21 protein-coding genes are annotated in these 24,947 nt (G+C 37.1%); 17 read left to right on the top strand and 4 right to left on the bottom strand.

What is annotated here, in order from left to right; translation table 11 throughout:
• Positions 1-234 precede the first annotated feature (234 nt).
• The gene (locus REB14_RS18255) at positions 235-576 is read left to right on the top strand and encodes a helix-turn-helix transcriptional regulator (protein WP_079241665.1); all 342 of its coding nucleotides are present in this window, start codon (positions 235-237) and stop codon (positions 574-576) included.
• Positions 577-590: 14 nt separating this feature from the next.
• On the opposite strand, the gene REB14_RS18250 is transcribed toward REB14_RS18255, so the two are convergent.
• Positions 591-1,322: an MBL fold metallo-hydrolase gene (locus tag REB14_RS18250; protein ID WP_079241666.1), complete on the bottom strand. Its 732-nt coding sequence runs from the start codon at positions 1,320-1,322 to the stop codon at positions 591-593.
• Between the two features lie 244 nt (positions 1,323-1,566).
• On the opposite strand from REB14_RS18250, the gene REB14_RS18245 reads away from it, so the two are divergent.
• Positions 1,567-2,751, top strand: a complete 1,185-nt coding sequence (locus tag REB14_RS18245) for an MFS transporter (RefSeq protein WP_309522917.1) — start codon at positions 1,567-1,569, stop codon at positions 2,749-2,751.
• A gap of 78 nt (positions 2,752-2,829) precedes the next feature.
• Here the strand turns inward: REB14_RS18245 and REB14_RS18240 are convergent, their stop codons facing one another.
• Entirely contained in the window at positions 2,830-3,213 is a 384-nt protein-coding gene (locus REB14_RS18240) for a winged helix-turn-helix transcriptional regulator (RefSeq protein ID WP_079241668.1), read from the bottom strand.
• Positions 3,214-3,370: 157 nt separating this feature from the next.
• Here REB14_RS18240 and REB14_RS18235 point away from each other — a divergent pair, with 157 nt between their 5' ends.
• The 7 genes from REB14_RS18235 (at position 3,371) to REB14_RS18205 (ending at position 9,334) form a co-directional block, all read left to right on the top strand.
• Positions 3,371-4,300 (top strand): alpha/beta hydrolase, encoded by a 930-nt coding sequence (locus REB14_RS18235; RefSeq protein WP_079241669.1) that lies wholly within the window; start codon positions 3,371-3,373, stop codon positions 4,298-4,300.
• A gap of 8 nt (positions 4,301-4,308) precedes the next feature.
• The gene (locus REB14_RS18230; protein ID WP_079241670.1) at positions 4,309-5,475 is read left to right on the top strand and encodes an MFS transporter; all 1,167 of its coding nucleotides are present in this window, start codon (positions 4,309-4,311) and stop codon (positions 5,473-5,475) included.
• Between the two features lie 239 nt (positions 5,476-5,714).
• Positions 5,715-6,416, top strand: coding sequence for a DsbA family oxidoreductase (locus REB14_RS18225; protein ID WP_309522916.1), 702 nt, complete (start codon positions 5,715-5,717; stop codon positions 6,414-6,416).
• Positions 6,417-6,518: 102 nt separating this feature from the next.
• Positions 6,519-7,100, top strand: coding sequence for a 5'-methylthioadenosine/S-adenosylhomocysteine nucleosidase family protein (locus tag REB14_RS18220; protein ID WP_079241672.1), 582 nt, complete (start codon positions 6,519-6,521; stop codon positions 7,098-7,100).
• 17 nt (positions 7,101-7,117) lie between these two features.
• Complete coding sequence (locus tag REB14_RS18215; RefSeq protein WP_079241673.1) at positions 7,118-7,639, top strand: GNAT family N-acetyltransferase; 522 nt, start codon at positions 7,118-7,120, stop codon at positions 7,637-7,639.
• A 144-nt stretch (positions 7,640-7,783) separates the two neighbouring features.
• Positions 7,784-8,359 carry a Crp/Fnr family transcriptional regulator gene (locus tag REB14_RS18210; protein WP_309522915.1) on the top strand — a complete coding sequence of 192 codons (576 nt, stop codon included), beginning with the start codon at positions 7,784-7,786 and terminating at the stop codon, positions 8,357-8,359.
• 162 nt (positions 8,360-8,521) lie between these two features.
• Positions 8,522-9,334 carry an alpha/beta hydrolase gene (locus tag REB14_RS18205; RefSeq protein WP_079241675.1) on the top strand — a complete coding sequence of 271 codons (813 nt, stop codon included), beginning with the start codon at positions 8,522-8,524 and terminating at the stop codon, positions 9,332-9,334.
• Between the two features lie 124 nt (positions 9,335-9,458).
• On the opposite strand, the gene REB14_RS18200 is transcribed toward REB14_RS18205, so the two are convergent.
• Positions 9,459-10,865 carry a serine hydrolase domain-containing protein gene (locus REB14_RS18200; RefSeq protein WP_309522914.1) on the bottom strand — a complete coding sequence of 469 codons (1,407 nt, stop codon included), beginning with the start codon at positions 10,863-10,865 and terminating at the stop codon, positions 9,459-9,461.
• Positions 10,866-11,125: 260 nt separating this feature from the next.
• Positions 11,126-12,223: a TauD/TfdA family dioxygenase gene (locus REB14_RS18195; RefSeq protein WP_079241677.1), complete on the bottom strand. Its 1,098-nt coding sequence runs from the start codon at positions 12,221-12,223 to the stop codon at positions 11,126-11,128.
• A 216-nt stretch (positions 12,224-12,439) separates the two neighbouring features.
• On the opposite strand from REB14_RS18195, the gene REB14_RS18190 reads away from it, so the two are divergent.
• The 8 genes from REB14_RS18190 to REB14_RS18155 are packed head-to-tail and all read left to right on the top strand — an operon-like array spanning position 12,440 to position 24,945.
• A complete protein-coding gene (locus REB14_RS18190) occupies positions 12,440-13,966 on the top strand; it encodes a pyridoxal phosphate-dependent decarboxylase family protein (protein WP_309522913.1) in 1,527 nt (508 codons plus the stop codon).
• Positions 13,938-16,346 (top strand): GNAT family N-acetyltransferase, encoded by a 2,409-nt coding sequence (locus REB14_RS18185; RefSeq protein ID WP_309522912.1) that lies wholly within the window; start codon positions 13,938-13,940, stop codon positions 16,344-16,346. Before REB14_RS18190 ends, REB14_RS18185 begins: the two co-directional genes overlap by 29 nt.
• A complete protein-coding gene (locus REB14_RS18180) occupies positions 16,339-17,655 on the top strand; it encodes a lysine N(6)-hydroxylase/L-ornithine N(5)-oxygenase family protein (RefSeq protein ID WP_309522911.1) in 1,317 nt (438 codons plus the stop codon). Before REB14_RS18185 ends, REB14_RS18180 begins: the two co-directional genes overlap by 8 nt.
• Positions 17,656-17,662: 7 nt before the next feature.
• Positions 17,663-19,474, top strand: coding sequence for an IucA/IucC family protein (locus REB14_RS18175; RefSeq protein ID WP_309522910.1), 1,812 nt, complete (start codon positions 17,663-17,665; stop codon positions 19,472-19,474).
• Complete coding sequence (locus REB14_RS18170) at positions 19,471-20,874, top strand: MATE family efflux transporter (protein ID WP_309522909.1); 1,404 nt, start codon at positions 19,471-19,473, stop codon at positions 20,872-20,874. The genes REB14_RS18175 and REB14_RS18170 overlap by 4 nt, the downstream gene beginning before the upstream one ends.
• Before the next feature lies 1 nt (position 20,875).
• A complete protein-coding gene (locus tag REB14_RS18165) occupies positions 20,876-21,121 on the top strand; it encodes an acyl carrier protein (protein WP_002979498.1) in 246 nt (81 codons plus the stop codon).
• A 4-nt stretch (positions 21,122-21,125) separates the two neighbouring features.
• Positions 21,126-22,514, top strand: a complete 1,389-nt coding sequence (locus REB14_RS18160; RefSeq protein ID WP_079241682.1) for an AMP-binding protein — start codon at positions 21,126-21,128, stop codon at positions 22,512-22,514.
• Positions 22,501-24,945, top strand: coding sequence for a TonB-dependent receptor (locus REB14_RS18155; protein ID WP_079241683.1), 2,445 nt, complete (start codon positions 22,501-22,503; stop codon positions 24,943-24,945). Before REB14_RS18160 ends, REB14_RS18155 begins: the two co-directional genes overlap by 14 nt.
• Positions 24,946-24,947: the final 2 nt, after the last annotated feature.

Here is a 24,947-nt window from a genome sequence, read left to right as displayed (position 1 = left end):
AAAAATGGAAAGAAATTCATATGTGTAATTTTTTTAACATAATCATTCAATAAATGCGGGCTATACATCATCAATCGTTGCGTAATATTGATTAAAAGCTATAGAATTTTGAATACATAAAAATTATTTTGTTCCCAATGTTGATTCGGTAAAACACAAATTGAACAGTGAAAAAAAGACTTTGTACAGATTCACAAGAGATGTGGCATCTGAAATAAGAGATGAAAAAGTATTATGAAAAATAGAAAACCTGAAACTAACTTAGAGGATTTAACCCAAAAGATTCTTGTACAAGACGAAATAATGGCATTAGCCAAAAGCAATTCCCCTCGTCTCTTAAATAAATTCCGACTGGTTTATCCCGATTTTTTTAAAAAGTTATCTGATATACAGCCTTCCCTTAAAAATTCTGAACTGATCTTTTGTATTTACCTTAAGCTCAATATGACTACCAAGGAAATTGCAACCTGTATTTTTGTTACCCCAAAAGCAATACAAAACAGGAAAAACAGGATCAGAAAAAAACTCAATATTCCTTCTGAATTTGATATCTATAAATGGTTTAATGAAATTTAAACCATTTTTTATATTTAAACTTCTACTACAGATTTCTCCAGATCATGATACAAAAGAATTTTCCAGTTGTTCTCTCTTGCTTCCTTTTCCCATGTAAGTCTTAATTCCATTGCTTTTCTGCCATCGAAATCACTTTTATAGGCTAAATGATATTTTAAATAAGAAGCCTGCGGAAGATCATCAGCTCCATAAAAAACAGTTTCCCCATTTTCCCTGATCCAGAACACCTGCATAAAAGGAGTATGTCCGCCAACTACTTCATATGAAATTTCGTCTGTGATCTGTCCCTGATCTTCATTCATCCATATGATATTAGGAAGCTGAATTAGTTTTTCCAGCACATCAAAATCAAAAGAAGGATTTCCTTTCTTTTCCATTGCAAAATCCAGTTCACGTTTCTGAATATAAATCTGAGCATTGGGAAAAGCAGCCTCAAAACCATTTTCTGTAAGCTTTACAGCTCCTTCAATATGATCTTTATGAAGATGGGAAAGCAATAACTTTGTGATCTGTTCAGGACGAATATTTTCCTTTTTAAGAATTTCTGAAACCATTGTATTTCTGGATTCATTTTTCCAGCCAATCCCAGCATCTAAAAGGATAAAATCATTTTCAGTAATGATAAGAAATGGCTGAACAGACATTTTGATTCCTCCGATTGTATCAAAATTTTCTTCTGTTAAAAGCGTAAAGTCTTTGGTTTTGCTTGCAGAAAAATTGCCTTCTTTAAGTGGAATAATTTTCATGCTGCAAATTTCCTTAATATTTCTAATATTTAAAAGGTTTTTCATCGATATATATGATCAATAAAAACAATCATAGAGGCAGAATACTGAAATCATTCTACTTATCGCAGCATTACTGATTATTCATAAGGATGTAAAAGATAAGACCGGAAATTTTCTTTTTTTAATGATTATATTTGATCTCTTAAAAATCTGACGATCTGCTGTCAGATGACTTTCAATTCAAATAAAAACTTTATACGTAATGCAGGAGAGTTCTTCCCATGGTATTTCCCGGACGGTCATCTGGCTTATGGCCGTTATTTCCGGGCTTGTAGTCGCCAACAATTATTATAATCAGCCTTTATTGGCACTCATCTCTGAAGAACTTCAGGTTTCCGAAAGTGCTGCAAGTAAAATTTCTGTCCTTACACAGATTGGCTATGCATTAGGATTGCTGCTGATTGTTCCTTTGGGAGATAAGTTTTTCCGCAAGAAATTAATTTTAATTGATTTGTGTCTGGTTTTCGGTTCACTTTTATGGATGACTTTTGCTACTCAGTTGTGGATGCTGTATGCAGCCAGTTTACTGATTGGAGCTACATCGGTTATTCCGCAATTATTTGTCCCGATTGCAGCTGAGCTTTCATCTGATAAAGAGAAATCAGCCAATATTGGGCTGGTTATGTCCGGATTATTGTTGGGAATCCTTCTTTCCCGTTTTATAGGGGGAATAGTAGGGGAAGTCTGGGGATGGAGAGCCATGTTTGGAATTGCAGCAGGACTGATGATCCTTGTTTGGTTAGCTGTTTATAAAATGCTTCCAGAGCTGTCTCCCAATTTTAAAGGAACTTATAAAGAGCTGATGCGTTCTGTAGCCCAACTTGCCAAAACACAACCGATTCTTCAGCTGGCATCCTTCCGTGGAGCAATGGCATTTGGATCAATGTGTGCTTTGTTTACCACATTAGTTTTTCATATGGAAAAGCCACCTTTTAATGCAGGATCTTCTGTAGTTGGGAGCTTTGGATTAGCAGGTGCTGTAGGAGCTTTAGCCGCAGCCAAAGTGGGAAAGCTTCAAAAGTATCTGGATATTAACCGGATAATATTGTACTCTTTATTGATTGTAATAGCAAGCTGGGGGTTTACTTATTTTGCCGGAGAAACCTATTGGGGGCTGATTGTCGGAGTAATTCTTGTAGATCTGGGAGTACAGTCAAGTCACATTATGAACCAGACCAATTATTTCCTTATCAAATCAAATGCTGTTAATAGACTGAATACCGTTTATATGGTGTCTTATTTTATCGGAGGATCACTGGGAACCTGGCTGGCTTCTATTGCCTGGCAAAAGGCTCAATGGACCGGTGTATGCTTCGTAGGAACGGCCTTTGGAGTTCTGGCTCTGATAGCGCACATCCTGTTTTGTAAAAAAGTAAATAAAGCATAAAAAGAAAAGTATTTTTTATCCTAAACCTATGTATTGCTTCGGAGGATTTTATCTGCGATAAAATCCTCCGAAGCTTTTTTATGATACTTCTTCTATATTTTCCTGTGCCTGCATCATTTCTCTGTGTTTTCCTCCCCATTCATCAAGCTGTTTCCAAATGGGGATCAGCTCTCTGGCAATATCCGTAAGTTCATAGTCTACTCTTGGCGGAACTTCAGCGTGGACAGTTCTTTTTACCAGGCTTTCTTTTTCAAGTTCTCTCAGCTGAAGGGTTAGCATTCTTTCCGTTATTCCTGAAATAGAGTTTCTAAGCTCACTGAAGCGTAATTTTCCGTCTTTTAACTTGTTTAAAATGATCAGCTTCCAACGCCCTCCGATTTTGCATACTGCATAGCTCAGATCACATCCCTGGATATACTTTTTATTGATATTATTCGTTGAGTTTTCTTTTATTTTGCCCATTACTTACAAATTTGTTAGTACCATACATTTAGCTGTATACAATGCAAATGTAAGGTTTGAGATTTAATTTTGTTCATCAAAACAGAAAATAACTGCAATAGGAAAGACAATAGCGCTCATGTTTTCCGCAGCAGCAACAACTTAAATCAAAATAAAAATGCAATTAACTCCTAAAATAACACAAATTTTAAATCATTTAGAAACCATACAACCCTTCAATCCACAGGATTCTTTAGACGGAGCACGCAAATTTCTTGAAACCATGTCTCTTCAGCTTAGCGGGAAGAAAGAATCAGTAGCTATGATTGAAGAACTGCATATTCCACAGGAAAATCATCAGATTCCTATCCGGATTTACCGTCCTAAAGGAAGAGATGTTCAACAATCGTCGGCTATTATTTATATTCATGGAGGATGGTTTATTGCTGGTGGTTATGAAACACACGATGCTGTAGTCCGTAAACTGGCTAATAAAACAGGATCTGTTATTATTTTTATAGATTACCGCCTTGCTCCCGAATATCCTTTTCCAGCTGGTTTAAATGATTGTATTGGTGGTGTAAAATGGGTATTTGAAAATGCAGAATTTTTAGGAATCGATCCTGATAAGGTTGGAATCATTGGTGACAGTGCCGGAGCAGCTTTATCAACGGCAGTTTCTACTCAGCTCGGAAAACAATTGAAATTTCAGGCCTTGATTTACCCTGCTGTAGACAATCAATTGAACTCAAAGACCTGGGAAATCTATGAAAACGGTCCGGTTCTTAACAAACAAGGCGGTATAGAAGCCTGGGCTGGCTATCTTCCGGAAAAAGAAAATGAAAATCCGCTCGCGATTCCTGTTTTAATTAAAGATTTTAAAGAAACGCCACCTACCTTAATCATTCTGGCAGAGCATGATCCTTTACTGGATGATGGAAAACAGCTTTCTGAAAATATGAAAAACGCAGGAGTTGAGCTTAAAGCAAGTCTTTACAAAGATATGGTTCACGGATTTATGCACATGGGAGAACTATTGGAAGAAGTACAGGCTGCAGTGAATGAAATGGCTGATTTTGCCCATCAAAACTTAAAATCTGACGAATAAAAAGGACTATGAAGAAATATGCATACATTGGATGTCTTGGATTTATAGCCGTTATTACAACAGAATTTGGTGTCATCGGAATTCTACCGCAAATTGCTGAGCATTATAAAATCAGTATAGACAAAGCTGGGTATCTCCTGAGTGCTTTTGCTTTAATCATTGCTCTTACAGGACCTTTTATGACCTTGCTTACCTCAGGTTTTGACCGTAAGAAAATAATGCTCACTGCTATTTTTATGTTTCTGATTACAGGATTTGTATCTTCTTTTTCACCTCCTTTCTGGCTGCTGATGTTGGTGAGAATTTTGCCTGCATTCCTTCAGCCGGTATATATTGCGACCGCATTATCTGTGGCTGTTTCTCAGGCAGATGACCGTAAGAAGAATGAACTCATGGGGATTGTTTTTAATGGAGTAGCCGTTGCCATGGTTACTACAGTTCCTTTTGCAACATGGATTGCAGGTCTGTGGTCCTGGGAATATTCATTTATGATACAAACTATAGTCAGTTTGATTGCTCTGGTTGTCATTTATTTCCTTCTTCCTCCAATGCCTGTAAAGGAGAAAAAATCTTATGGAAATCAGGTCAGAATATTGAAGCAGCCTCCATTTGTACTCAGTACACTGACTAATTTTTTCATGATTACGGCTTGGTTTTCTACTTACAGTTATTTCGCAGATTATCTGAACAAAGCCAAAGGAATGGATACTTCAATGGTAAGCTATATGCTCTTGTTATTTGGAATTATCGGAGTATTTGCCAATGGAGTAGCCGGAAAAATGCTCAATAAAAATGTGGCAGCTACAACAGCTATTTTTCTTTCCGGAACTATTGTAGTACCTGTTCTTCTCTATTTTTCTGACGGAAATATATGGGCAACAATTGTAGTTATAGGAATCTGGGGATTTCTTTATTCACCTAGCTTTTTGAATGCATCCACCTATATGATCTCTTCAGCACCAGACTCATTGGAGTTTGCCAACAGTCTTGCCACATCATTTGGAAATCTTGGGGTGACGCTGGGAACTACAATTGGAGGATGGGTTATCGTAACAAAAGGAGTAGAGTACATTCCTTGGATAGGTCTTGTTTTTGGACTTCTTGCCTTTGCAATGATGATTCTAAAAGGGATAATGGAGAAGCGCAGTCAGGTACTCTCCACCTGTCAGAATTAAACTGTAATAATTTTTGTTACATTAAATAAAATACAGTATCTTTGCACTATTAATTTGAAACTTGTTTAAGCTTTTATTTTTGAAACATTAAGAATGGTTTAAGATGTTGAGAATATTAAGAAAAGATTCGCTTTAGGCTTAAAAATCAGAATGATTCATCTTAACTATACTTTATTTCTTAAATTCTCCTTAATGGTTTTAATAAGTTTAAATAGTTTCTTGATTTAAAATTAAATACAATGAAAATAGAAATCTGGTCGGACGTGATGTGTCCGTTTTGTTATATCGGAAAAAATAATTTTGAACAGGCTTTGAATAAGCTTCCTTTTAAAGATGAAGTAGAAGTGGAGTGGAAGAGTTTTCAGTTGGATCCTACTTTAGATCCGAAGGAAACGCAGGACACCATTCAGTATTTTAGAGAAAAAAAGGGGGTTGCAGAAGCTCAGGCTACACAAATGCTTGGTCAGGTAACGCAAATGGGTAAAGGAGCCGGAATTGATTTTAATTTTGGGAAAACTTTGATCACCAATACCTTCAGTGCCCATAAATTGCTTCATTTAGCTAAGAAACATAATAAGTCTAATGAAATGGAAGAAGCATTATTTATCGCTCATTTTATTGACGGTAAAAATGTGGGAGATACAGAAGTTCTCGTTGCTTTGGCCGAAAGCTTAGGAATTGATAAAGAACAAGCAAGACAGGCTGTTACAACAGATCAACTTGATTATGAAGTCAACCAGGATATTCAGGAGGCAAGAAACAATGGTATTTCCGGAGTTCCTTTCTTCGTTTTGAATGGAAAATATGCCGTTTCCGGAGCGCAGCCTGCAGAAGTATTTGAAAATGCACTTCAGCAGACATATAAAGAAACGGTGAGCCCGTTTAAGGATCTTTCCGGTGAAAACGGAGCTTCCTGTAATGCGGATGGATGTAGTATCTAAGATATGAAAACCCCAAAATAAAACTATTTTGGGGTTTTTAATTAAATAGAGTCTCGTATCTTTGTCATACAGCACCAATCGCTGTATAAATCTGATCTCTCAATGATAAAAATTAACAACGAAAGTCATTATTCAATAGATGATACCCTTTTTGTTTTTGCATTAGATTCCGAAGCAGGAACCGTTTTTGATGATAAAAACAAATTAATTACCGGCATCGGAAAAGTAAATGCAGCGATCGAATTAACCAAAGAAATTCATACAAGAAAACCTAAACTGATTGTAAATTTAGGTTCTGCGGGAAGTAAAGGATTTCACAAAGGAGAAGTAGTATGCTGTACAAAATTCATCCAGAGAGATATGGATGTAAGAGGATTAGGATTTCAATTGTATGAAACACCGTTATCCGGAGTACCACCTGTATTGGAATACGGTCTTAAAATGGAAACCCTGAAAGAAGGCGTTTGCGGCAGTGGTGACAGTTTTGAAATGAACCACTCTGAAACCGTATATAATATCGTAGACATGGAAGCCTATCCGTTGGCATTAATTGCCCAAAAGGAAAACATTCCGTTTCTATGCCTGAAATATATCTCTGATGATGCCGGAAGCGATGCTGCAGACGACTGGAGTGTACAGGTTCACCTGGCTTCTGAAGCTTTTAAGAAAATTCTTTTTTCATAACATATATTCTTACTATCATGAGTTCAATTATCATTAACAAAGCCTTGGCTGAAGACATAGAAATTGTACAAAGTTTGGGAATACAGACATTTTCTGAAACTTTTGCAGAAGATAATACAGAGGAAGCCATGAAAAAGTATCTGGAGGAAAGCTTCAATACTGAAAAAATAAAATCTGAACTTAATAATCCTGATTCTCATTTCTATATTGCCTGGGAAGAAGACAATCCGGTAGGATATCTGAAGGTAAATACAGGAAATGCTCAGACAGAACTTCAGGATGATAGCAGCCTGGAAATTGAGAGAATCTACGTGAAGAAAAGCCATCATGGTAAAAAAGTAGGACAGCTACTGTATGATCAGGCTTTGGAAACGGCTCAACAACTCAAGAAATCCTATCTATGGCTGGGAGTCTGGGAGGAAAATCTGAGAGCTTTACAATTTTACAGAAAAAACGGATTTGTCGAGTTTGACAAACATATTTTCAGATTGGGAGAAGAAGAACAAACGGATCTGATGATGAAAAAAATACTGGATTAAACTTTTTTAACCACAGATGACGCAGATTTTCACAGATGATTATATTTTAAAATTTGAGAAAAATCGGATTTTAATCTTTTATCAGAAATTTTGTGATTCAAAGACAGAAAGTAAGGCAATTGCATTTGAGTAAAATATTCCCAAATGAACCATTCAGAGTTTGTAAAACATATTAATCAGTATTATCCTTTATCCGAAGAAACGGTTAAAGATGTATTGGATATCTGTACGGAAGAATATTACCGCAAAAATGATCTTCTCTTGGAATCCGGATCCATGGCGAGATATTATTATTTCATCAAATCCGGACTCATAGGATATTATACCATAGATGAAAAGGGAAACAATATTTATAAAATCTTTTTTGAAGAAAGCAGCTTTGTTGCTTCTACGGCCGCCATTATTAAAAATGAACCCAGCGATTTCAATATCATTGCACTGGAAGACTGCTCAGTGATACAATATCCCGCAAAAGCGTATCGTGAATTATTGGAGAAACATCATGATCTTGCACTTTTTCACATGTATTACCTGGAAAAAAACTGGGTGGTAAATAAAGAACCTTTAGAAGTTTCCCTGAAATACGAAACTGCAAAAAAGAGATATCTGCAATTGCTTGAAAATGCCTCCCTTTATAATCGACTCAAACAGCATCATATCGCTTCTTATCTGGGAATTACCCCTACACAGCTAAGCCGGATAAAAAAAGAAATTGATTGACATTTTTAATATAAGTAGAAAATAAATTAATAAAAGCTTCAACATATGTTGAGGCTTTTGTTTTTTTTCAGTGGCAATTTTGCTGTATCAAAAAGATCATTGGTACATTATATGTTCTATAATTAGAAATCCGTGATTATCATTCATTAAACATTTTTCAATATGAAGAAGCTTATCAACATTGTATTTGTCCTGACTGCATGTATTCAGTTATCAGCACAAAAAATTATTCATCAGGAAATTTTCAGTCCGAAAATGAATAAGAAAATCAAAACAGTAATCATCACTCCCAATCTTCAGCCTAATACAACCTATCCGTCTGTTTATATCCTTCATGGTTTCAGTGGAAATCCTGACAGAATCATTAAGCAGGACCTACCGGATCTGGTAAAAAAAGCACAGGAATTGAAAACAATCTATGTGCTTCCGGATGGGAATTACAGTTCATGGTATGTGGACAGCCCAATCGTTAAAGACTCACAATACCAAACCTTTATTGGAAAGGAATTGGTAGAATTTATTGATAAAAATTATCCTGTGAAAACAGAGAAAAAATTCCGTGGAATTCTGGGATGGAGTATGGGTGGCTATGGGGCAACCAATATCGGAGTGACTTATAATAAGACATTTGGTATCGTAGGGAGTTCTTGTGGAGCGTTGGATTTCAATTCTTTCGGAGAAGGCTATCAGAAATATATGGTGAATAAAGTTCTTGGGCCATTGGAATCAATTAATCCCAATTTTCTTACCGATAGTAAAATAAAGCTGATGGCCGGAGCAGGACAGCAATATATCTTCGACTGTGGTACAGAAGACACCCAGATGATCAATATGAACAGGAATTTTCATAAAAAACTGACAGAAATGAAAATCCAGCATCTCTATACTGAATCTTTGGGAGGACATGTTCCCGAATATTGGAGCAGATCATTATCTGAGCAATTGTCTTTGTTTGACAGGTTCTTTAAACAGTAAAATTATAAACTTTTAAGTTTTGGCTAGAGCCATGGAAATTTATATTTAATTATTAAACGGGCTTTAGCCCGCTTTCTCTATTATTGATGATAATATTGGCTTTAGCCAAAACCTATTATTCTTATTACTTTTCTTTTGAAAATGTAAACTTAGGTGAACCTCCCTGCGTGAAATCCATTGTGTTTTTTGCCGGATCAAAGACCATTCTTATATCTGCACTGTCAAACTTAAAAATATGATTTTCATAAGCTGTCAGTTCAAACGCTTGCTGCCCTTCCGCCTGTCCGTAAAGAGCTCCGATCTGAACAAATATTTTTATTTTCATCGGGAAATTGGGAGCAGCATATACTCCAGAATATACTTGAAGCTGATCTGCAGAAAGGCTGGCTTTTTTCAGATTTTCAGATCCAAGTTTTTCATGATAAAGTATTTTCCGAATATCATCTGATGGAATTTTAGTGAGTGGAGTTCTGTTATTTTGAAGTAAAATAAAAGTTTTATCATTATCCAGATGCCTTTCTATGAAGGTGGCATACCCTGCCCAGCCTCCGGAATGATTGGCTATTTTTCCATATTTGGAAGTCTTTTTAACAAACCATCCGAATCCATAATTACTTGCTTTCCCATTGGCTGTAGTAACATCATTAAATATCAGTTTCTTATCATCTTCATTCACCAGCTTGTTTGTATAAAGGGCTCTGTCCCATTTAAGAAGATCTTCCAAAGTAGAATTTACCATCCCATCACCTACAATTCCGTCAAGATAATAGGTGTAATATTCTTTCCCATGACTGTCCAGCAGAACTTTTTTTCCGGACTCATCAGTTTCATATCCTAAAGCATAATTGGAAACTGACTGTGGCTGATAGCGACTCCTGTATACCAATGTATGTTTCATATCCAGTGGTTTGAAAATATTCTGGCTTAAAAATTCCCCAAAAGGTTTTTTGGAAACCCTTTCAATAATGCTCGCTAAAAAAGCATATCCCGTATTACTATATTCAAACTGTTGATTAGGTTCAAATTCCAAAGTAGGTTTATACTTTGCAAATTCTTTAATGATATCATCGTTTACTGCAAATTTACTTTTGTTCCAGTTCTTTTCGAATAACTCCATATAATCAGGAAGTCCACTGGTGTGATTTAAAAGATTTCTCACTGTAATTTTATCATAAAAGGAGAGTTCAGGAAGGTATTTGGATATTTTGTCATCATAGTTCAGCTTTCCTGCTTTCTGTAAAAGAACAATTCCCATTGCTGTAAACTGTTTGGATACAGATGCTAATTCAAAAGTGCTCTGTACATCAAGTTTACGTTTATTTCCTTCATCTGCCAGTCCATAGCTTTTCTCAAAAATAGGTTTACCTTTTTCAGCAACCAGGACATTTCCGTTGAATTTATTCTGGCTATGAAGAGCTGTAAAGAGACTATCCAGTGTTTTCGCTTCATTCTGGGCATAAGTTCCCATGGCAAATAATACCAGCGGAAGACTGATTATTTTTTTTGTAAATAATGTTGTTGATTGTATCATGATGAATAGTTTTTAAAGAAAATATTTATTTGTTAATTTCCATTAATATCTGTCGTACAGTAACAGCATATGTTTCATGAAAATGAATAATTTATTCATTTTTATTAAAATCTATTTAAGTTATTAGCCAGATAAAAGAAATTTAAAATGATTTTTAAATTTAAATAGGAAAATATAGGTCTAATAAAAAATCCTTTTTAAGCATTGCTTAAAAAGGATTTACGATTGATTGATGTTCAAAATGCTAACTAACCAGCATATTAAAATTGTTGAAAGTTTTTACCCAAATGCTCTTCTATTACAAAGAACGGATCTTCTGTAAGCGTGTGTGCTCTCATATCAATAAGACTCACTTTACTCATCATACGAAGCATAATTCTTCTCTCGCACGGCTGTTCTATACCATCAATATTTCTTACGCCCGCACGGAATGCCGACCTCCCATGAGCGCATAAATGATTATTAACCAGAATAACATCTCCTGCCTGAGGAGTAAACCCGGAGTAAATCAAATGTCTGGCTTCTTCCCAGAACTCATGCAGCGTACTTTGAGCCTCCTCAGATTGTCTTATACTCGAGTTGAAAAGCTGTTCCGCAGCATCAAATCTCATAAACGGAAGACTATAATTACCATACAGTACAGAATCTAACGTCTCTTCTTCATTTTCCGCCGTTTCCAGGTTAGCATCTTTCGGGATTTTATAAATACGCTCAAAAAGAGGTCTGTAATTATCCCCGATAGATTCATGAGAACGGATAGAGTAAAGCGTAGAAGGAACCTGTTCCTCATTTCTTACATACATAAAGCTTAAATAATCTGCCTGATGTTTCAGAAAAGCATCTTCTGTGTGTACATATAAATCTGTTGAAGATCCTGATCCGGTTTGTGTTTCCTTCATTTTTTCGTCAGGAATAATAGCGTGGATCAATCCGCCGCCTTTACGCTGTGAATAATATTGTACAGGTTTTGAAGGAAGTGCCCCATGAATAAGTGCACACGCAAAACCATATAAATTAAATTTTGAATAATCTGCCGCCTGCCAATTCGGAGGGGTAGATCCTATATCCTCCTGATCTATATCCATTAATCCTGTAAAGATCAGTGCACCATACTGATTTTTTGAAAAGTCACTCGCAAAATCAGCCGCTATGTTTAAAATTCTCTCCGGTAAGAAATAAGACGCCAGCTGATGTACATGCTTTATAAAATCACGGTTTTCATAATTGTCATACTTTTTCTGAAGATGCAATGCCGCATCTTTTATCATTCTTCTTTCCTGAGAGGTGACTTCTATGACCGTAGGAAGCAGTTTTACCGCTGTTAAACAGTCTTTATCTAAAATTTCTGTAGAATTCATTAAAAAAAATTTGGTGTTAAGTAATAATTTTTATCTTTGTTTTTAATTATTCTAAATAACAATAGCTGGTTCAAATTTAGTAATAATTACGTAATCACCAAATAAAATATAATAAAAAATGTAAAATTTAAAAACCTGACTATCAGATATATATAATCGTATATCGAAAAAACCACAACAACTCACAGATTTAAAAAATCACATTACAAAACTTTTATGAACAACAATTTAATATCCCTAGAAGAGCTCGCAAGCACCACTTCACCTCACATTTCGGGGAATTTTGGGAATATTTTTCATCCTGACAATTATGATCATTATCGTAATGCTGTCAATAGTACTTTAGACCTGGTTCAGGAATTTCTTCACAGAAACAACAAACCTTTCAGTGGTATAGAAGCCCAAACAATGAAAGGAATGGTACAACAGATAGACCTTAATCAAAAACTTTCCAATTATAATGAGCTTCTGGCAGAAGTAGATGATATTTATGTAAAGCATGCCACAGCTTTTCACTTACCACAATATGTAGCTCACCTTAACTGTCCTGTGGTAATCCCGGCATTGGCAGGAGAAATTCTTGTAAGTGCCATCAATTCTTCACAGGATACTTATGATCAGAGTGCCGGAGGAACCTTCATGGAGAGAAAACTGATCGACTGGACTGCCGGTCAGATCGGATATAATACGAATGAAAGTGACGGTGTTTTCACCGCAGGGGGCTCACAGAGTAATTTAATGGGACTGGTCATGATGCGTGACTGTTTTTCTCAGAAAAGATATAATCACAACATTAAAATGGATGGTCTGCCAGCGGAGGCAAGCCGTTTCAGAATATTTGTTTCAGATAAATCTCACTTCAGTAATCTGAAAAACGCTTCCATTATGGGACTGGGTGAGAAAAGTATTGTTAAAGTTCCTACCGATGACCGCTTCCGTATGGACATTTCTCTTTTGAAAAAATACATTAAGAGAGAAGAACAATTAGGAAATATCCCAATTGGGATTGTGGCTACAGCCGGAACTACAGACTTTGGAAATATTGATCCACTGGAAGATATCGCCAATATTGCAGAACAGTATAATATATGGATGCACGTAGATGCCGCTTACGGTTGTGCTTTACTATTAAGTGAAAAATACCGTAATCTGATTAATGGTATTGAAAGAGCAGATTCTGTAACGATTGATTACCACAAATCATTCTTCCAGCCTATCAGCAGCAGTGCTTTTATTGTTAAGAATAAAAAAGAACTCCTGATTCTTAAACATCATGCCGATTATCTGAATCCGAAAGAAATGGACGAAGAAGAAATTCCGGCACAGATCAATAAATCCATTACCCAGAGTACGAGAAGATTTGATGCTTTAAAACTTTGGTTTACCATAAGAATGATGGGGAAAGAACAGTTGGCAGAATATACAGATACAGTGATTGATCTTACCAAAGATGTTGCTGCAATGATTACGGAAGATGCAGATTTTGAGCTTCTTTCAGATTCTGACTTAAGTGTTCTTGTTTTCAGGTATATAAATCCGGAAATCAGTGATTTGAATGCCTTGAATCAATACATCAAGATGAAACTGTTCTACAGCGGAGAAATTCTTGTAGCCAGTACAAAAGTAGATGGGAACTTCTATCTGAAGTTTACATTCCTGAACCCGATTACGACTACAGAAGACATTCATCAAATTCTCACCACAATCAAAAATCATGGAAAAGACTTTAATTCAGAAAAATAGAACAGGAGAAAAAGCCCGGGAAATTACCTTCAGAATTCTGTTGAACGGAATGCTGAGAGAACTGGGAAACGGAAAATTCTATCAGGGCGTTCCGAAATATGATCTTCTTACAGCAAAAGCTCTTCAAAATAGTGATTATTCATTGTTTATGAGGTTTGAAATGAAGAAAAGCGGACTGTTTTTATTTGCTCCGGTTTCTTATCGTTCCGAAACTCTTTTTCATGAATACGGACCTGTTTTGTGGGCGGTAGATCACCAAAATCAGGAAGTTTTTGAAGTGAATGATCAAAAGCTTACTGAACTGGTTTACAGAGAACTTTCTGAGACTACAAACGAAACAGGTTTCAGAAATTTTGTGGAAAGAATTCAAAGCAGCTTAAGAAATTTGGAATTGACAACAGAAGCTTGTCTTCAGGATGATCAGCTTTTAACCTATTCTTTCCTTGAATCTGAACAGATGCTTCCTGCCGGACACAATCTACACCCTTTCACCAAATCAAGAATGGGATTCTCTGAGGAAGAACAGTTGTTATACGGTCCCGAATTCGGAAAAGGATTTCAGCTGGATTATTTCCTGATTCATAAAGACTGTATCACAGAAAAATCCCTTCCGGGAATTTCTGCAAAGGAAATCTTCGAAAAATGGACTTCTTTACCGGAAAGCTACGATTTTGAAAACACAAATGATTTTTATATAGTTCCATGCCATCCATGGGAAGCACAATATCTTTTATCAACCGAAGAATATCCTGAAATGCTTGGTTCCGGAAAAATTATTCACATAGGACCTTTGGGGGAGGATTTTTATGCAACTTCTTCTATAAGAACAGTATATAATCCGGACTTTAGCTGGATGTTAAAGTTCTCTTTGCATGTTTTAATGACAGGCTCTGTAAGAACAAACAGCTTAAAAGATCTCAACAGAGGGTATGCTTCCGCAATATGGTGGCAAAATGTAAAGGCTTCATTTGAACAAGATTTCCCGAATTTTAAATTATTGCTGGAACCTTCCACGTTAAGCGTTCATTATGAAGGGAAGAATATGGACAGTCTGAATATACTGCTCCGTGAAAATCCTTTTTCAAATGAAGACAAGGTGATTCTATTAGCAAGACTTTGCCAGGATGAATCTACAGACGGGTTTAATTTTACGACGCACTTCTTTAAAAATGTAGCCAATCAATTGGGTGTAGATGCAGAAAAAGCAGCTATTATTTGGTTTGAAAAGTATGTAAACTTATTGCTTTCTCCTTTAAACAGGTTGTATGATCAATTAGGCATGGCTCCTGAAGTTCATCAGCAAAACTTACTTGTTCAATTGGATAATCAACTTCTTCCTGAATCTATTTATGTGAGAGACGGACAGGGGTATTTAATCAAAGAAAGCTTTAAAGGAAAATATGAATCTCTGATTAAAGATTATCCTGAAGTTGAAGATCTTTTCATTAGGGATGAGCGCCTTCTGGACATTATTTCACACCACCTTCTGGTAAGTAACCTGAGCGCACTGATTGCTTCAATAGGCAAAACAGGTCTGGTTAAGGAAAGAAGACTGATTCATATTCTGTACAGGGAGTTTGAAAATCTTCATGAAACTGAACCTTCCTCATTAACGGATTATGCCTTGAATCAAAGATATTGGGCAGTAAAATCAAACCTTCAGTCGGCGGTTGCTGATGTAGACGGAGGCGTGAACGCTTCTTCAATTTCTTATGCTAAAGTTCCGAACCTTCTTCACAAACATTTCTTCTCGGATCAGTTAATCAATCCGCAGGGAACAGAAGTTTTCTTTAAAAGGTATTTCCAGAAAGAGGACGTAACGATGAGTATGCGTCCTATAGATCTTGAAAATGACCTTGAAATGCTTCATGAATGGTTCAACCGTGAACATGCCGTAAAAATATGGCAGATGAACTGGCCCATTGACGAGCTGGAAACGTATTACAGACTGATGCTTCCAAGTGATGAAGCACACAGTTATATCATAGCAGGTAACGATGAACCATCATGTAATATTGAGGTGTATTGGGCTTGCAGAGATATTGTAGGCGATTATTACGAAGTGCTGCCAACAGATTACGGTACACACCAGTTTATTGCACCTATTGATCCTAAAAAGAAATTTGTATCTCCATCCACTCAATCTATGGTTGATTATGTTTTTGCACAGCCACAGGTAGGAAAAATGGTAGGAGAAGGATCTGTAGACTCTCTTGCATCTATGATGAACAAAGCTCATGTAGGCTTCAAAGTAGACAAAGTAATAGAAATGCCTCATAAAAAAGCCAATCTGAACTTCTGTTACAGAGAATGGTATTGGGAAAAATTCCCGCAAAATAAAGAGGTACAAATCACCACAAACATCACAAAAAATGACTAACGAAGCCGTATACAATGTAATAGGCATAGGTATAGGTCCTTTTAATCTGGGACTTGCCGCATTATCTAATCCGATTTCGGAACTGAAGACCCTTTTTCTGGACCAGAGAGATGGTTTCGACTGGCACCCGGGATTGATGATTGACCATGTAACCCTGCAGACTCCATTTTTATGCGACTGCGTATCCATGGCTGATCCTACCAATCCCTTGAGTCTTTTGAATTATCTAAAGGAAACAGGAAGACTGTATAAGTTTTTTATCAGAGAAGATTTTTTCATTCCGAGAAAAGAATACAACCGTTACTGCCAATGGGTGATTGAACAGCTTCCTCAGTGTCGCTTTTCAACGCAGGTAGTTGATATTATTTATGAAGATGGATTATATCATGTAACGACAGTTCACACCAAAACAAAAGAAACTACAGTTTTCAAAACGGAAAGACTGATTTTAGGAACAGGAACACAACCTCATATTCCTTCTTTTATTCCCAAAGATGATTCCCGTGTTATTCATACCAGCTCTTATCTGTATAGAAAAGAGGAATTGCTGTCTCAAGGAAAGAAAATTGCCATTATCGGTTCGGGGCAGAGTTCTGCAGAAGTATTTTATGACCTTCTTCAAAACAGAAATGAAGAAACGCAACTGGGATGGTATTCCCGTCCGGACAGATTTTTCCCTATGGAATATTCTAAACTGACACTGGAACTTACTTCTCCGGATTATGTTGAATATTTCTACAACAGAAGCGAATCTGCAAGGAAAACCATTTTAAGCAAGCAGCAAGCTCAGTTTAAAGGGATTAATTACGATCTGATCAATGATATCTATGATTTTATTTATGATCTGAATATCGACAATGCTGATCCTAATCTTAAAATTATTCCTAACAGCCAGCTGAATAGAGTAGATAACAGCAACCCGGACTTCATCAATCTTGAGTTTACACAACTGGAACAGGAAGTGCCTTATGATCAGGAAGCTGATTATTTGATTCTTGGAACCGGATACCGTTATCATGAACCTGCCTTCTTAAAGAATATTCAATCCAGAATTAAAAGAGATTCCAGCGGATTATTTGATGTGAATAGGAATTACTCAATAGACCATAACGGAGGCGAAATTTATGTTCTCCATGCTGAAGTACATACCCACAGCTATATTTCTACCGACTTAGGAATGGCGGCTTACCGTAATTCCTACATCATCAATAATATTCTGGGAAGAGAGCATTATAAAATTGAAAAGAAAATTGCTTTCCAGGATTTCGATGTAGAAAAATATGCTGATTTACCAACTGCCAAAATTTAATCATAAAATGAACACCAACTTAAAAAATACAGTAAGCCAGGAAAACTGGAATCAGGCCAACAGAAACCTAATGGCCAAAACCATCGCAGAACTGATGCACGAAGAGCTTCTAAAACCTGTGGTAACTTTTGAAGATAAAGACGGATATACTGTTTTTACCCTTGAAACCGGAGTTGAAAATATTGTCTACAGCTTCCGCGGACAGGAAAGAATGATGGATTACTGGCATATTGATAAAGACAGCATTACAAAAACAGAAAACGGTGAAGAGCTGTCTTCAGTAGATGTAGCAGCTTTCTTTCTGGAAATGCAGACTGTTTTTGACTTAGATCCTTATACGATTGCAAGATATACAGAAGAATTACTGCATACGTTGTATTGTGATGCTTTGATTTTATCTAAAGGTGTAATGTCTTCAAAAGATCTTGCTGATGCAGATTATCAAACTGTAGAACATAATATGACCGGACATCCGTGGGTCATTGTGAACAAAAGCCGATTAGGTTTTTCTCCAAGAGATCTGAAAACATTTGCTCCTGAAGCAGATGAAAATTTAAAAGTAATCTGGCTGGCTTCTCATAAAAGCAGATCATCATTTCAGTCTTTGGAACATATCAACAGAGAAGAATTTTACCGTTCTGAAATAGGAGAAGATTTATATAATAATTTTCAACAAAAACTGATCAGTGAAGGTAAAAATGTTGAAGACTATCATTTCATTCCTGTACATCCATGGCAATGGGAACATAAACTTCAGATTCATTTCGCAGGAGATATTGCTTCCGGGCTTTTAATCCAATTAGGAGAGGGTAGTGATACCTACAGTCCGCAGCAGAGTATCCGTACTTTATTCAATGTAGACCATCCTAAAAAACGATATCTGAAAACAGCTGTTTCTATTCTAAGTACTGGAAATATCAGAGGATTATCTCCTAAGCAGATGAAAATTGCTCCGGCTATTACAGACTGGGTAAAAGGCTTGATTAAAGATGATGCTTACCTTGAAAACAAAGAGACTATTTTCTTAGGTGAAGAGGCTGCCATCACATATCTGCATCCACAATATGGAGCTATTGCGAGCGTACCTTATCAATATAATGAATTCCTTGGAGCATTATGGAGAGAAAGTGCTGAAAATTATCTGAAAGAAGATGAGCAAATGGTAACCATGGCTTCTTTACTATATGTAGATGAGAGCGGAGTTCCATTGGTTCAGGCATTTGCTGAAAAAGCAGGAGTGAGCATTAAAGAATGGATTGAAAGCTATCTTGATGCCTATCTTACGCCTTTGCTACATATCTATTACACGCATTCATTATGTGTAACGCCACACGGAGAAAACATTATGGTGGTTCTGAAGAACGGAGTTCCGAAGAGAATCGTAATCAAAGATTTTGTGGATGATATTGTACTTACTACAGAAGCCAGAGAAAAGCTTCCTGCACACCTTGCAGATGGTTTGATTCAGTCTTCCAATAAAGAAAATATCCCGTTGTTTATTTTGTTGGGAGTTTTTGATGCTTTCTTCAGATATCTGTCGAATGCGCTGCATACCTATTCCAACTTTAATGAAGAGACATTCTGGGAACTAGTTCACAACTGTGTAGAAAATTATAAAGCTGAGAATACCCACCTTCAGGAAAGATACGAAAAGTATGACCTGTACGTGCCGGCATTCAAAAGATTCTATATCAACAGTCTGCGTCTGAAAAATAACGGTTACAGCGAAAATAAAGCATTTGCTATTCCAAGAAAAGATGGAGCATTGCCTAATCCGTTGTATCAGATTGCCAATAAAAATTCAGTAGCAGCAGTATGAGGAAATTCCTGCATATACTAAAAGAAGGAGCGGTTTTTACGTATGGAGCCATAGCCGGGAAAAAAGTTGAACTGACTTCCGGAAGTATCAACCGTTCCATCTTTAGCCTTGCCATTCCCATGGTAATGGAACTTGTCATGGAATCTGTTTTTGTGAGTGTCAATCTATTGATTATTGCAAAATTAGGAGACAAAGTTCTGGGTCTTGTAGGAATTACAGATAACTACATCAATTTTGCTTATGCCATCGCAGTAGGTCTGGGAATTGCTGCAGCTACTCTCACAGCCAGAAGAGCAGGTGAAAAAGATCAGGAAGGAATGGGCAGAACAGCTCAGTATATCATTCTTCTTGCTTTACTTTTTGCGGTGCTTATTGGGGGAGTTTCCAGCTATTTTGCCACAGAAATTGTGGATTTCCTGGGAGTTAATGCCGGTACGGTAACCGAAGGCGTTTCTTTCTCAAGGCTGGTCTTCCTAAGTATCGGGCTTGTGATTCTCCGTCTTTCTGTGAATGGACTCTTCAGAGGGGCTGGTGATGCCGATATTGCCATGAAATCACTTTGGATCTGCCATATTTCCAATATCATTTTCGCAGTAATCCTTGTTTTCGGATTAGGATTTATTCCTGCTTTTGGATTGATGGGATTGGCTTATGCTACAGTTTTGTCGAGGCTTTTAGGTGTTTTATACCAGGCTTTTGTATTTGCCACAGGAAAAACCAGTATAAGCATCAGAGTTCCTTTCCAGCTTGATATTCCATTGCTGCAGAAGATTCTGAAAATAGCTTTTGGAGGGCTGGTTCAGTATATCATCCCAACATCCAGCTGGCTGATTATGGTGAAGATTATCTCCACTTTCGGAACTACAGCGCTTGCAGGATATATTATTGCCCAGCGTATAGCTTCAGTGGCTACGATGCCCGCCTGGGGAATAGGAAATGCGGCCGGAGTTCTTACTGGCCAAAATCTTGGTGCCGGAGAACCGGAACGTGCTGAAAAAACAGTCTGGAGAGCCGGAACCATCAACATGACTTATCTGGTACTCGTAGCTTTATTCTGGCAGATTGCAGCGGAATATGTGGTGAAATTTTTCACTACAGAACCGGAAGTTGCAAGATATGCGGTTCAATACATCCATGTGGTATCTATGGCTTATCTGCTGTTAGGGTTTACCATGGTGATCAGCCGTGCTCTGAATGCGGCCGGAAACATATTACAGGTAACGTTGTTGTACCTCGTCATGTTTTATGTGATTCAGCTTCCTCTGGCTTATCTCTTGGGAGTAAGATTTCAGTGGGAACTGAGAGGAATATTTACCGCAATCGTTTCTTCGGAAATTGTTTTGGCTGTACTATTCCTAATGATTTTTAAAAATGGAAAATGGAAAACTATAAAAATTTAAAATGAACACTACAGAAGAATTTTATGAAATTATTGCCTCTGCCATTGCAATCAAGAAAGAATTGGTAGATGAAAAACTAACGTATCAGGAAATCCCGGAATGGGATTCTATGTCTCATCTTCTTATCGTAGAAGCACTTGAACAGTTTTATCAGATCAAATTTGATTTTAATGATATTCTGGAGATGGGAACCGTCGGAAAGATTCGCGAAAAAATGAAAAAATACGATGTATTCGTAGAAAACTAAGCATATGAAAATTTTAGAAAATGTAATTGCCAATAAGAACTTGGGGTTTACAGATGCTTCCACCGGTACAACAATACCGGTGGGAACACTGTACCGGTCTTTAGGCTTAAACCCCGTAGAAAAAGGGCTGCTCTTTTTATACAATGACAACCAGCTGTCAAGTATTGAAGTGCTGCTCAATTTTTATGGTACAGCGCACACCATTGCGGTACTGGGACAGAAACTGCATGAGGAATTTAAAGAACGTATTGAAGCGGAATACCGTCCTAAATACATCTTTGATCCGCAAAGAGAGGAAATTGCCGGATACAGTCTGAAAGTATTCTCAGACAACATCAGCATCTTCGCGAAGAATGATTATAAGAGTGAAATTACGATTCATCCTGATATCAAAATCCTTTTGAGTACTTCAGGGACAACAGGCGTTCCAAAGCTTGTTAAATTATCTGATGAAAGTCTTTATCAGAACGCATTGAGTATCCTTCAGTATATGCCGATTCAGGGAACGGATGTAGTTCCTTTAAACGTTCCTATCAACTTCGTATACGGGTTCTCTATTTTCACTACGAACTGTATGCGCGCAGGAAGAATTGTATGTACTGATAAAGACATTATGCAGAAAGCATTCTGGGACGAAATGGAGGAGTATGGCTACAGTACTTTAGGCGGAGTTCCTTTTCTTTATGAGAACCTGAACAGAATAGGATTCTTCAGAAAAGACTCTCCAAGTCTGAGGTATTTTACCCATACCGGAGGGGTGATCAACGCTGAACTGAGGAAAACTCTATTCTCTTATTGTCATGAATTTAAAAAAGAATTCTTTGCGCAGTACGGACAAACAGAAGCTGGAGGAAGAATGGCTTACCTTACGACGGAAGGACTCCTTGAAGAAGAAACCTCTATTGGAACTGTTGTAGAGAGAGGAAACTTCAAGATTGATCCTGACACAGATGAACTTCTTTTTTCACATGTCAGTATTTTTGGAGGTTATGCTAATAAACTGGAGGATCTTGCTACTTATGAGCAACCTTCCGTACTACATACCGGAGATACAGCAAGAAAAGGGGAGAACGGAATTTATTATATCACAGGAAGAATAAAGCGTATCATGAAGCTTTTCGGAATACGCCTTAATCTGGATGAGGTAGAATTTATCCTTAAAAATGAAATGCAGGGCAATACTTTCGTATGTCTGAATGCCAATGATAAAAAAATCGTGGTATTGTATGACAATCCGGAAATAGATCCTCAGATCATCACCGAAACCATTAAAAATAAACTGCGTATCAATCCCCAATATGTACGCACAGAACTTATAGAATCATTCCCATTATCACAAAACGGTAAAATAAACTATCCCCTGTTACAAAACTTACAGCATGAAAACATCTAAAACCCTTATATTACTTCTTGGTCTTGCTTTATCTTCAAACTCGCTTTCTGCACAACAGGGCGACAGAATTCATGGCAAAATCATGCTGTCTGAAAAAGCACCAGTAAAAAATGCTATTTTAAGACTTGTCAACACGTCTTATCAGGCAAAAACCAATAATTTAGGAGAATATTACTTTGAAAATGTACCACCTGGAGAATATACGCTTCAGGTGGTTTTAAATGATATCGAACTGATGAGGGAACCCATCCACATTCAGAAAGATGTCTATGAAATCCCTGCGATCTATGCCCCTTTACACAATAATGTGATTGAGGGAATTACAGTATACGCAGTGAGCAGAAATAAATTTTTGGATAAAGACAGTACTTCAGTGGCTAAAATGCCTTTGAAAGTTCTTGAAAATCCACAGGCTTACACAAGCATCAACCAGCAGATCATGAAAGAACAGCTTACTTACGATATTTCGGAAGTATTGAAAAACGTTCCGGGTATGGTAAAAATGCAGGGAAGTCCGGGAAGAGGTTCAGGAGACGGAAGTTTCTACTACAGCCTTAGAGGATTTCCTACCAAAGTATCTATGGTAGACGGCGTTCCTGCAACTACGAACGGAGAGATAGATCCTGCCGATCTTGAGCGTCTTGAAGTGATCAAAGGACCTTCAGGAACATTGTATGGTGGGGCTGTAACTTCTTTTGGAGGTTTGATTAATGCGGTCACCAAAAAACCGAAAGATTATTTCGGGGGAGAAGCTTCTTATCTGATGGGAAGCTATAACCTGAACCGTGTAACCGCTGATGTTTATGGTCCGATTACAGAATCCAGAAATATGTTATTCCGTTTGAATGCCGCTTATCAATATCAGAACGGATTTAGAGATTCTGAATTCAGAAAGTCATTCTTTGTAGCACCTACAGTAAGTTATCAGGTTAATGAAAGATTGAAATTTAACTTAGGAGCTCAGATTTATAATTATGAAGGAACAAACACTCCAATTATTTTTCTGGCCAGAACAAGACCCTATGTTGCTCATACACCAGATGAACTTGGATTCGACTGGAAAAGGTCTTACTCCAACAATGATATGACCTTAAAAGCTCCGTCTATCAATGTAAAAGCAGAGGCCAATTACAAAATATCGGATAAATGGACTTCGCAAACGTTGCTTTCAAGAAACTTCAGAAAAACGGAAGGATTATATCAATATCAGTTTATCAGAGGAACAACCAGCGATGCTCTGCTGGAACGTAACGTACAGTGGCAGAACTCGGAAGCTTCTTCTACAAGTGTTCAGCAGAACTTCAACGGAGAATTTAATATCGGAAAAATTAAAAATAAAGTGTTAATCGGATTAGATTATTTAAATCAATCTATCAACAATAATCATTCTCCGATTGTAGTGTATGATTACATTGATGGGACAAATCCTACAGGACCAGTAGTACTGCCGGTAACAGGGGTATATGGTAATATTTCCAAAGATTTGGCATTAAAAAAGATTCAAGCTTCTCCAGCATCTTTGGTGCGAAATACTTCTTCATCAAACCTTTATGGAGCCTATATATCTAATGTAACTTATATTACAGACCGTTTGATTACCCTTTTAAGCTTACGTATGGATCATTACGAAAGTAAAGGACAGCTTAATATGAGTGATAACAAACGTGTTGGTGATTTTAAGCAGACTGCATGGTCTCCAAAAGTGGGAATCGTATACCAGATTCTTAAAGACCAGTTATCTGCTTATGGAAACTATATGAATGGCTTTAGCTATATAGCACCTGTTACACAGCAGTTGCCAGATTATAGCGGAGAAATGAAACCTCAGATGGCCAATCAGTGGGAAGTAGGATTAAAAGGAAATCTTTGGAGAAATAAAATTAATTTCACCGTTGGATACTACGATATTCTTGTAGATAACATCCAGAGAGGAAGTGGCGTAATCCGTGACGGAAAAGAATACAATATTGTTGTTCAGGATGGAACACAGAGAAGTAAAGGGATTGAAATTGAAACCATCATGAATCCTGTTCAGGGATTAAACATTATGGCCGGATATTCCTATAACCACAGCAGATTTGAAAAAGCAGATGCAGATGTAGAAGGACGTCGTCCGGAATCTGCAGGTCCTGCGAATGTATTTAATTCCTGGATCAGTTATATTCTTCCGATCAAAGGACTTCAGGGACTTGGAGTAGGTTTTGGGGTAAACCGTGTAGGAAAACAGATTACCGGAAATAAAGTGAGAACCGGACAGTTTATATTTCCTGCCTACACCTTAATCAATGCTTCTATTTCACTTGAAAAAGAAAGATACAGATTAGGATTTAAAATGAATAACCTGGGCAATGTACAATATTTTGCAGGACAGGGAGTGGTAGTAGCTCAAATGCCTCGTAATTTTGTTGCTGAGGTTAGCTTTAAATTTTAAGA

Origin of the sequence: Chryseobacterium metallicongregator, from assembly GCF_031324065.1 — a bacterium.
GTDB lineage: Bacteria > Bacteroidota > Bacteroidia > Flavobacteriales > Weeksellaceae > Chryseobacterium > Chryseobacterium metallicongregator.
This window is presented reverse-complemented; position numbering and strand designations above follow the sequence as displayed.

Excerpts from the sequence above, each read along its gene's own strand:
- REB14_RS18240 (WP_079241668.1), bottom strand. The coding sequence starts at position 3,213 with ATGGGCAAAATAAAAGAAAACTCAACGAATAATATCAATAAAAAGTAT.
- REB14_RS18155 (WP_079241683.1), top strand. The coding sequence starts at position 22,501 with ATGAAAACATCTAAAACCCTTATATTACTTCTTGGTCTTGCTTTATCT.
- REB14_RS18245 (WP_309522917.1), top strand. The coding sequence starts at position 1,567 with ATGCAGGAGAGTTCTTCCCATGGTATTTCCCGGACGGTCATCTGGCTT.
- REB14_RS18200 (WP_309522914.1), bottom strand. The coding sequence starts at position 10,865 with ATGATACAATCAACAACATTATTTACAAAAAAAATAATCAGTCTTCCG.
- REB14_RS18170 (WP_309522909.1), top strand. The coding sequence starts at position 19,471 with ATGAGGAAATTCCTGCATATACTAAAAGAAGGAGCGGTTTTTACGTAT.
- REB14_RS18205 (WP_079241675.1), top strand. The coding sequence starts at position 8,522 with ATGAAGAAGCTTATCAACATTGTATTTGTCCTGACTGCATGTATTCAG.
- REB14_RS18160 (WP_079241682.1), top strand. The coding sequence starts at position 21,126 with ATGAAAATTTTAGAAAATGTAATTGCCAATAAGAACTTGGGGTTTACA.
- REB14_RS18210 (WP_309522915.1), top strand. The coding sequence starts at position 7,784 with ATGAACCATTCAGAGTTTGTAAAACATATTAATCAGTATTATCCTTTA.
- REB14_RS18165 (WP_002979498.1), top strand. The coding sequence starts at position 20,876 with ATGAACACTACAGAAGAATTTTATGAAATTATTGCCTCTGCCATTGCA.
- REB14_RS18190 (WP_309522913.1), top strand. The coding sequence starts at position 12,440 with ATGAACAACAATTTAATATCCCTAGAAGAGCTCGCAAGCACCACTTCA.
- REB14_RS18185 (WP_309522912.1), top strand. The coding sequence starts at position 13,938 with ATGGAAAAGACTTTAATTCAGAAAAATAGAACAGGAGAAAAAGCCCGG.
- REB14_RS18250 (WP_079241666.1), bottom strand. The coding sequence starts at position 1,322 with ATGAAAATTATTCCACTTAAAGAAGGCAATTTTTCTGCAAGCAAAACC.
- REB14_RS18180 (WP_309522911.1), top strand. The coding sequence starts at position 16,339 with ATGACTAACGAAGCCGTATACAATGTAATAGGCATAGGTATAGGTCCT.
- REB14_RS18175 (WP_309522910.1), top strand. The coding sequence starts at position 17,663 with ATGAACACCAACTTAAAAAATACAGTAAGCCAGGAAAACTGGAATCAG.
- REB14_RS18255 (WP_079241665.1), top strand. The coding sequence starts at position 235 with ATGAAAAATAGAAAACCTGAAACTAACTTAGAGGATTTAACCCAAAAG.
- REB14_RS18235 (WP_079241669.1), top strand. The coding sequence starts at position 3,371 with ATGCAATTAACTCCTAAAATAACACAAATTTTAAATCATTTAGAAACC.
- REB14_RS18230 (WP_079241670.1), top strand. The coding sequence starts at position 4,309 with ATGAAGAAATATGCATACATTGGATGTCTTGGATTTATAGCCGTTATT.
- REB14_RS18195 (WP_079241677.1), bottom strand. The coding sequence starts at position 12,223 with ATGAATTCTACAGAAATTTTAGATAAAGACTGTTTAACAGCGGTAAAA.
- REB14_RS18220 (WP_079241672.1), top strand. The coding sequence starts at position 6,519 with ATGATAAAAATTAACAACGAAAGTCATTATTCAATAGATGATACCCTT.
- REB14_RS18215 (WP_079241673.1), top strand. The coding sequence starts at position 7,118 with ATGAGTTCAATTATCATTAACAAAGCCTTGGCTGAAGACATAGAAATT.
- REB14_RS18225 (WP_309522916.1), top strand. The coding sequence starts at position 5,715 with ATGAAAATAGAAATCTGGTCGGACGTGATGTGTCCGTTTTGTTATATC.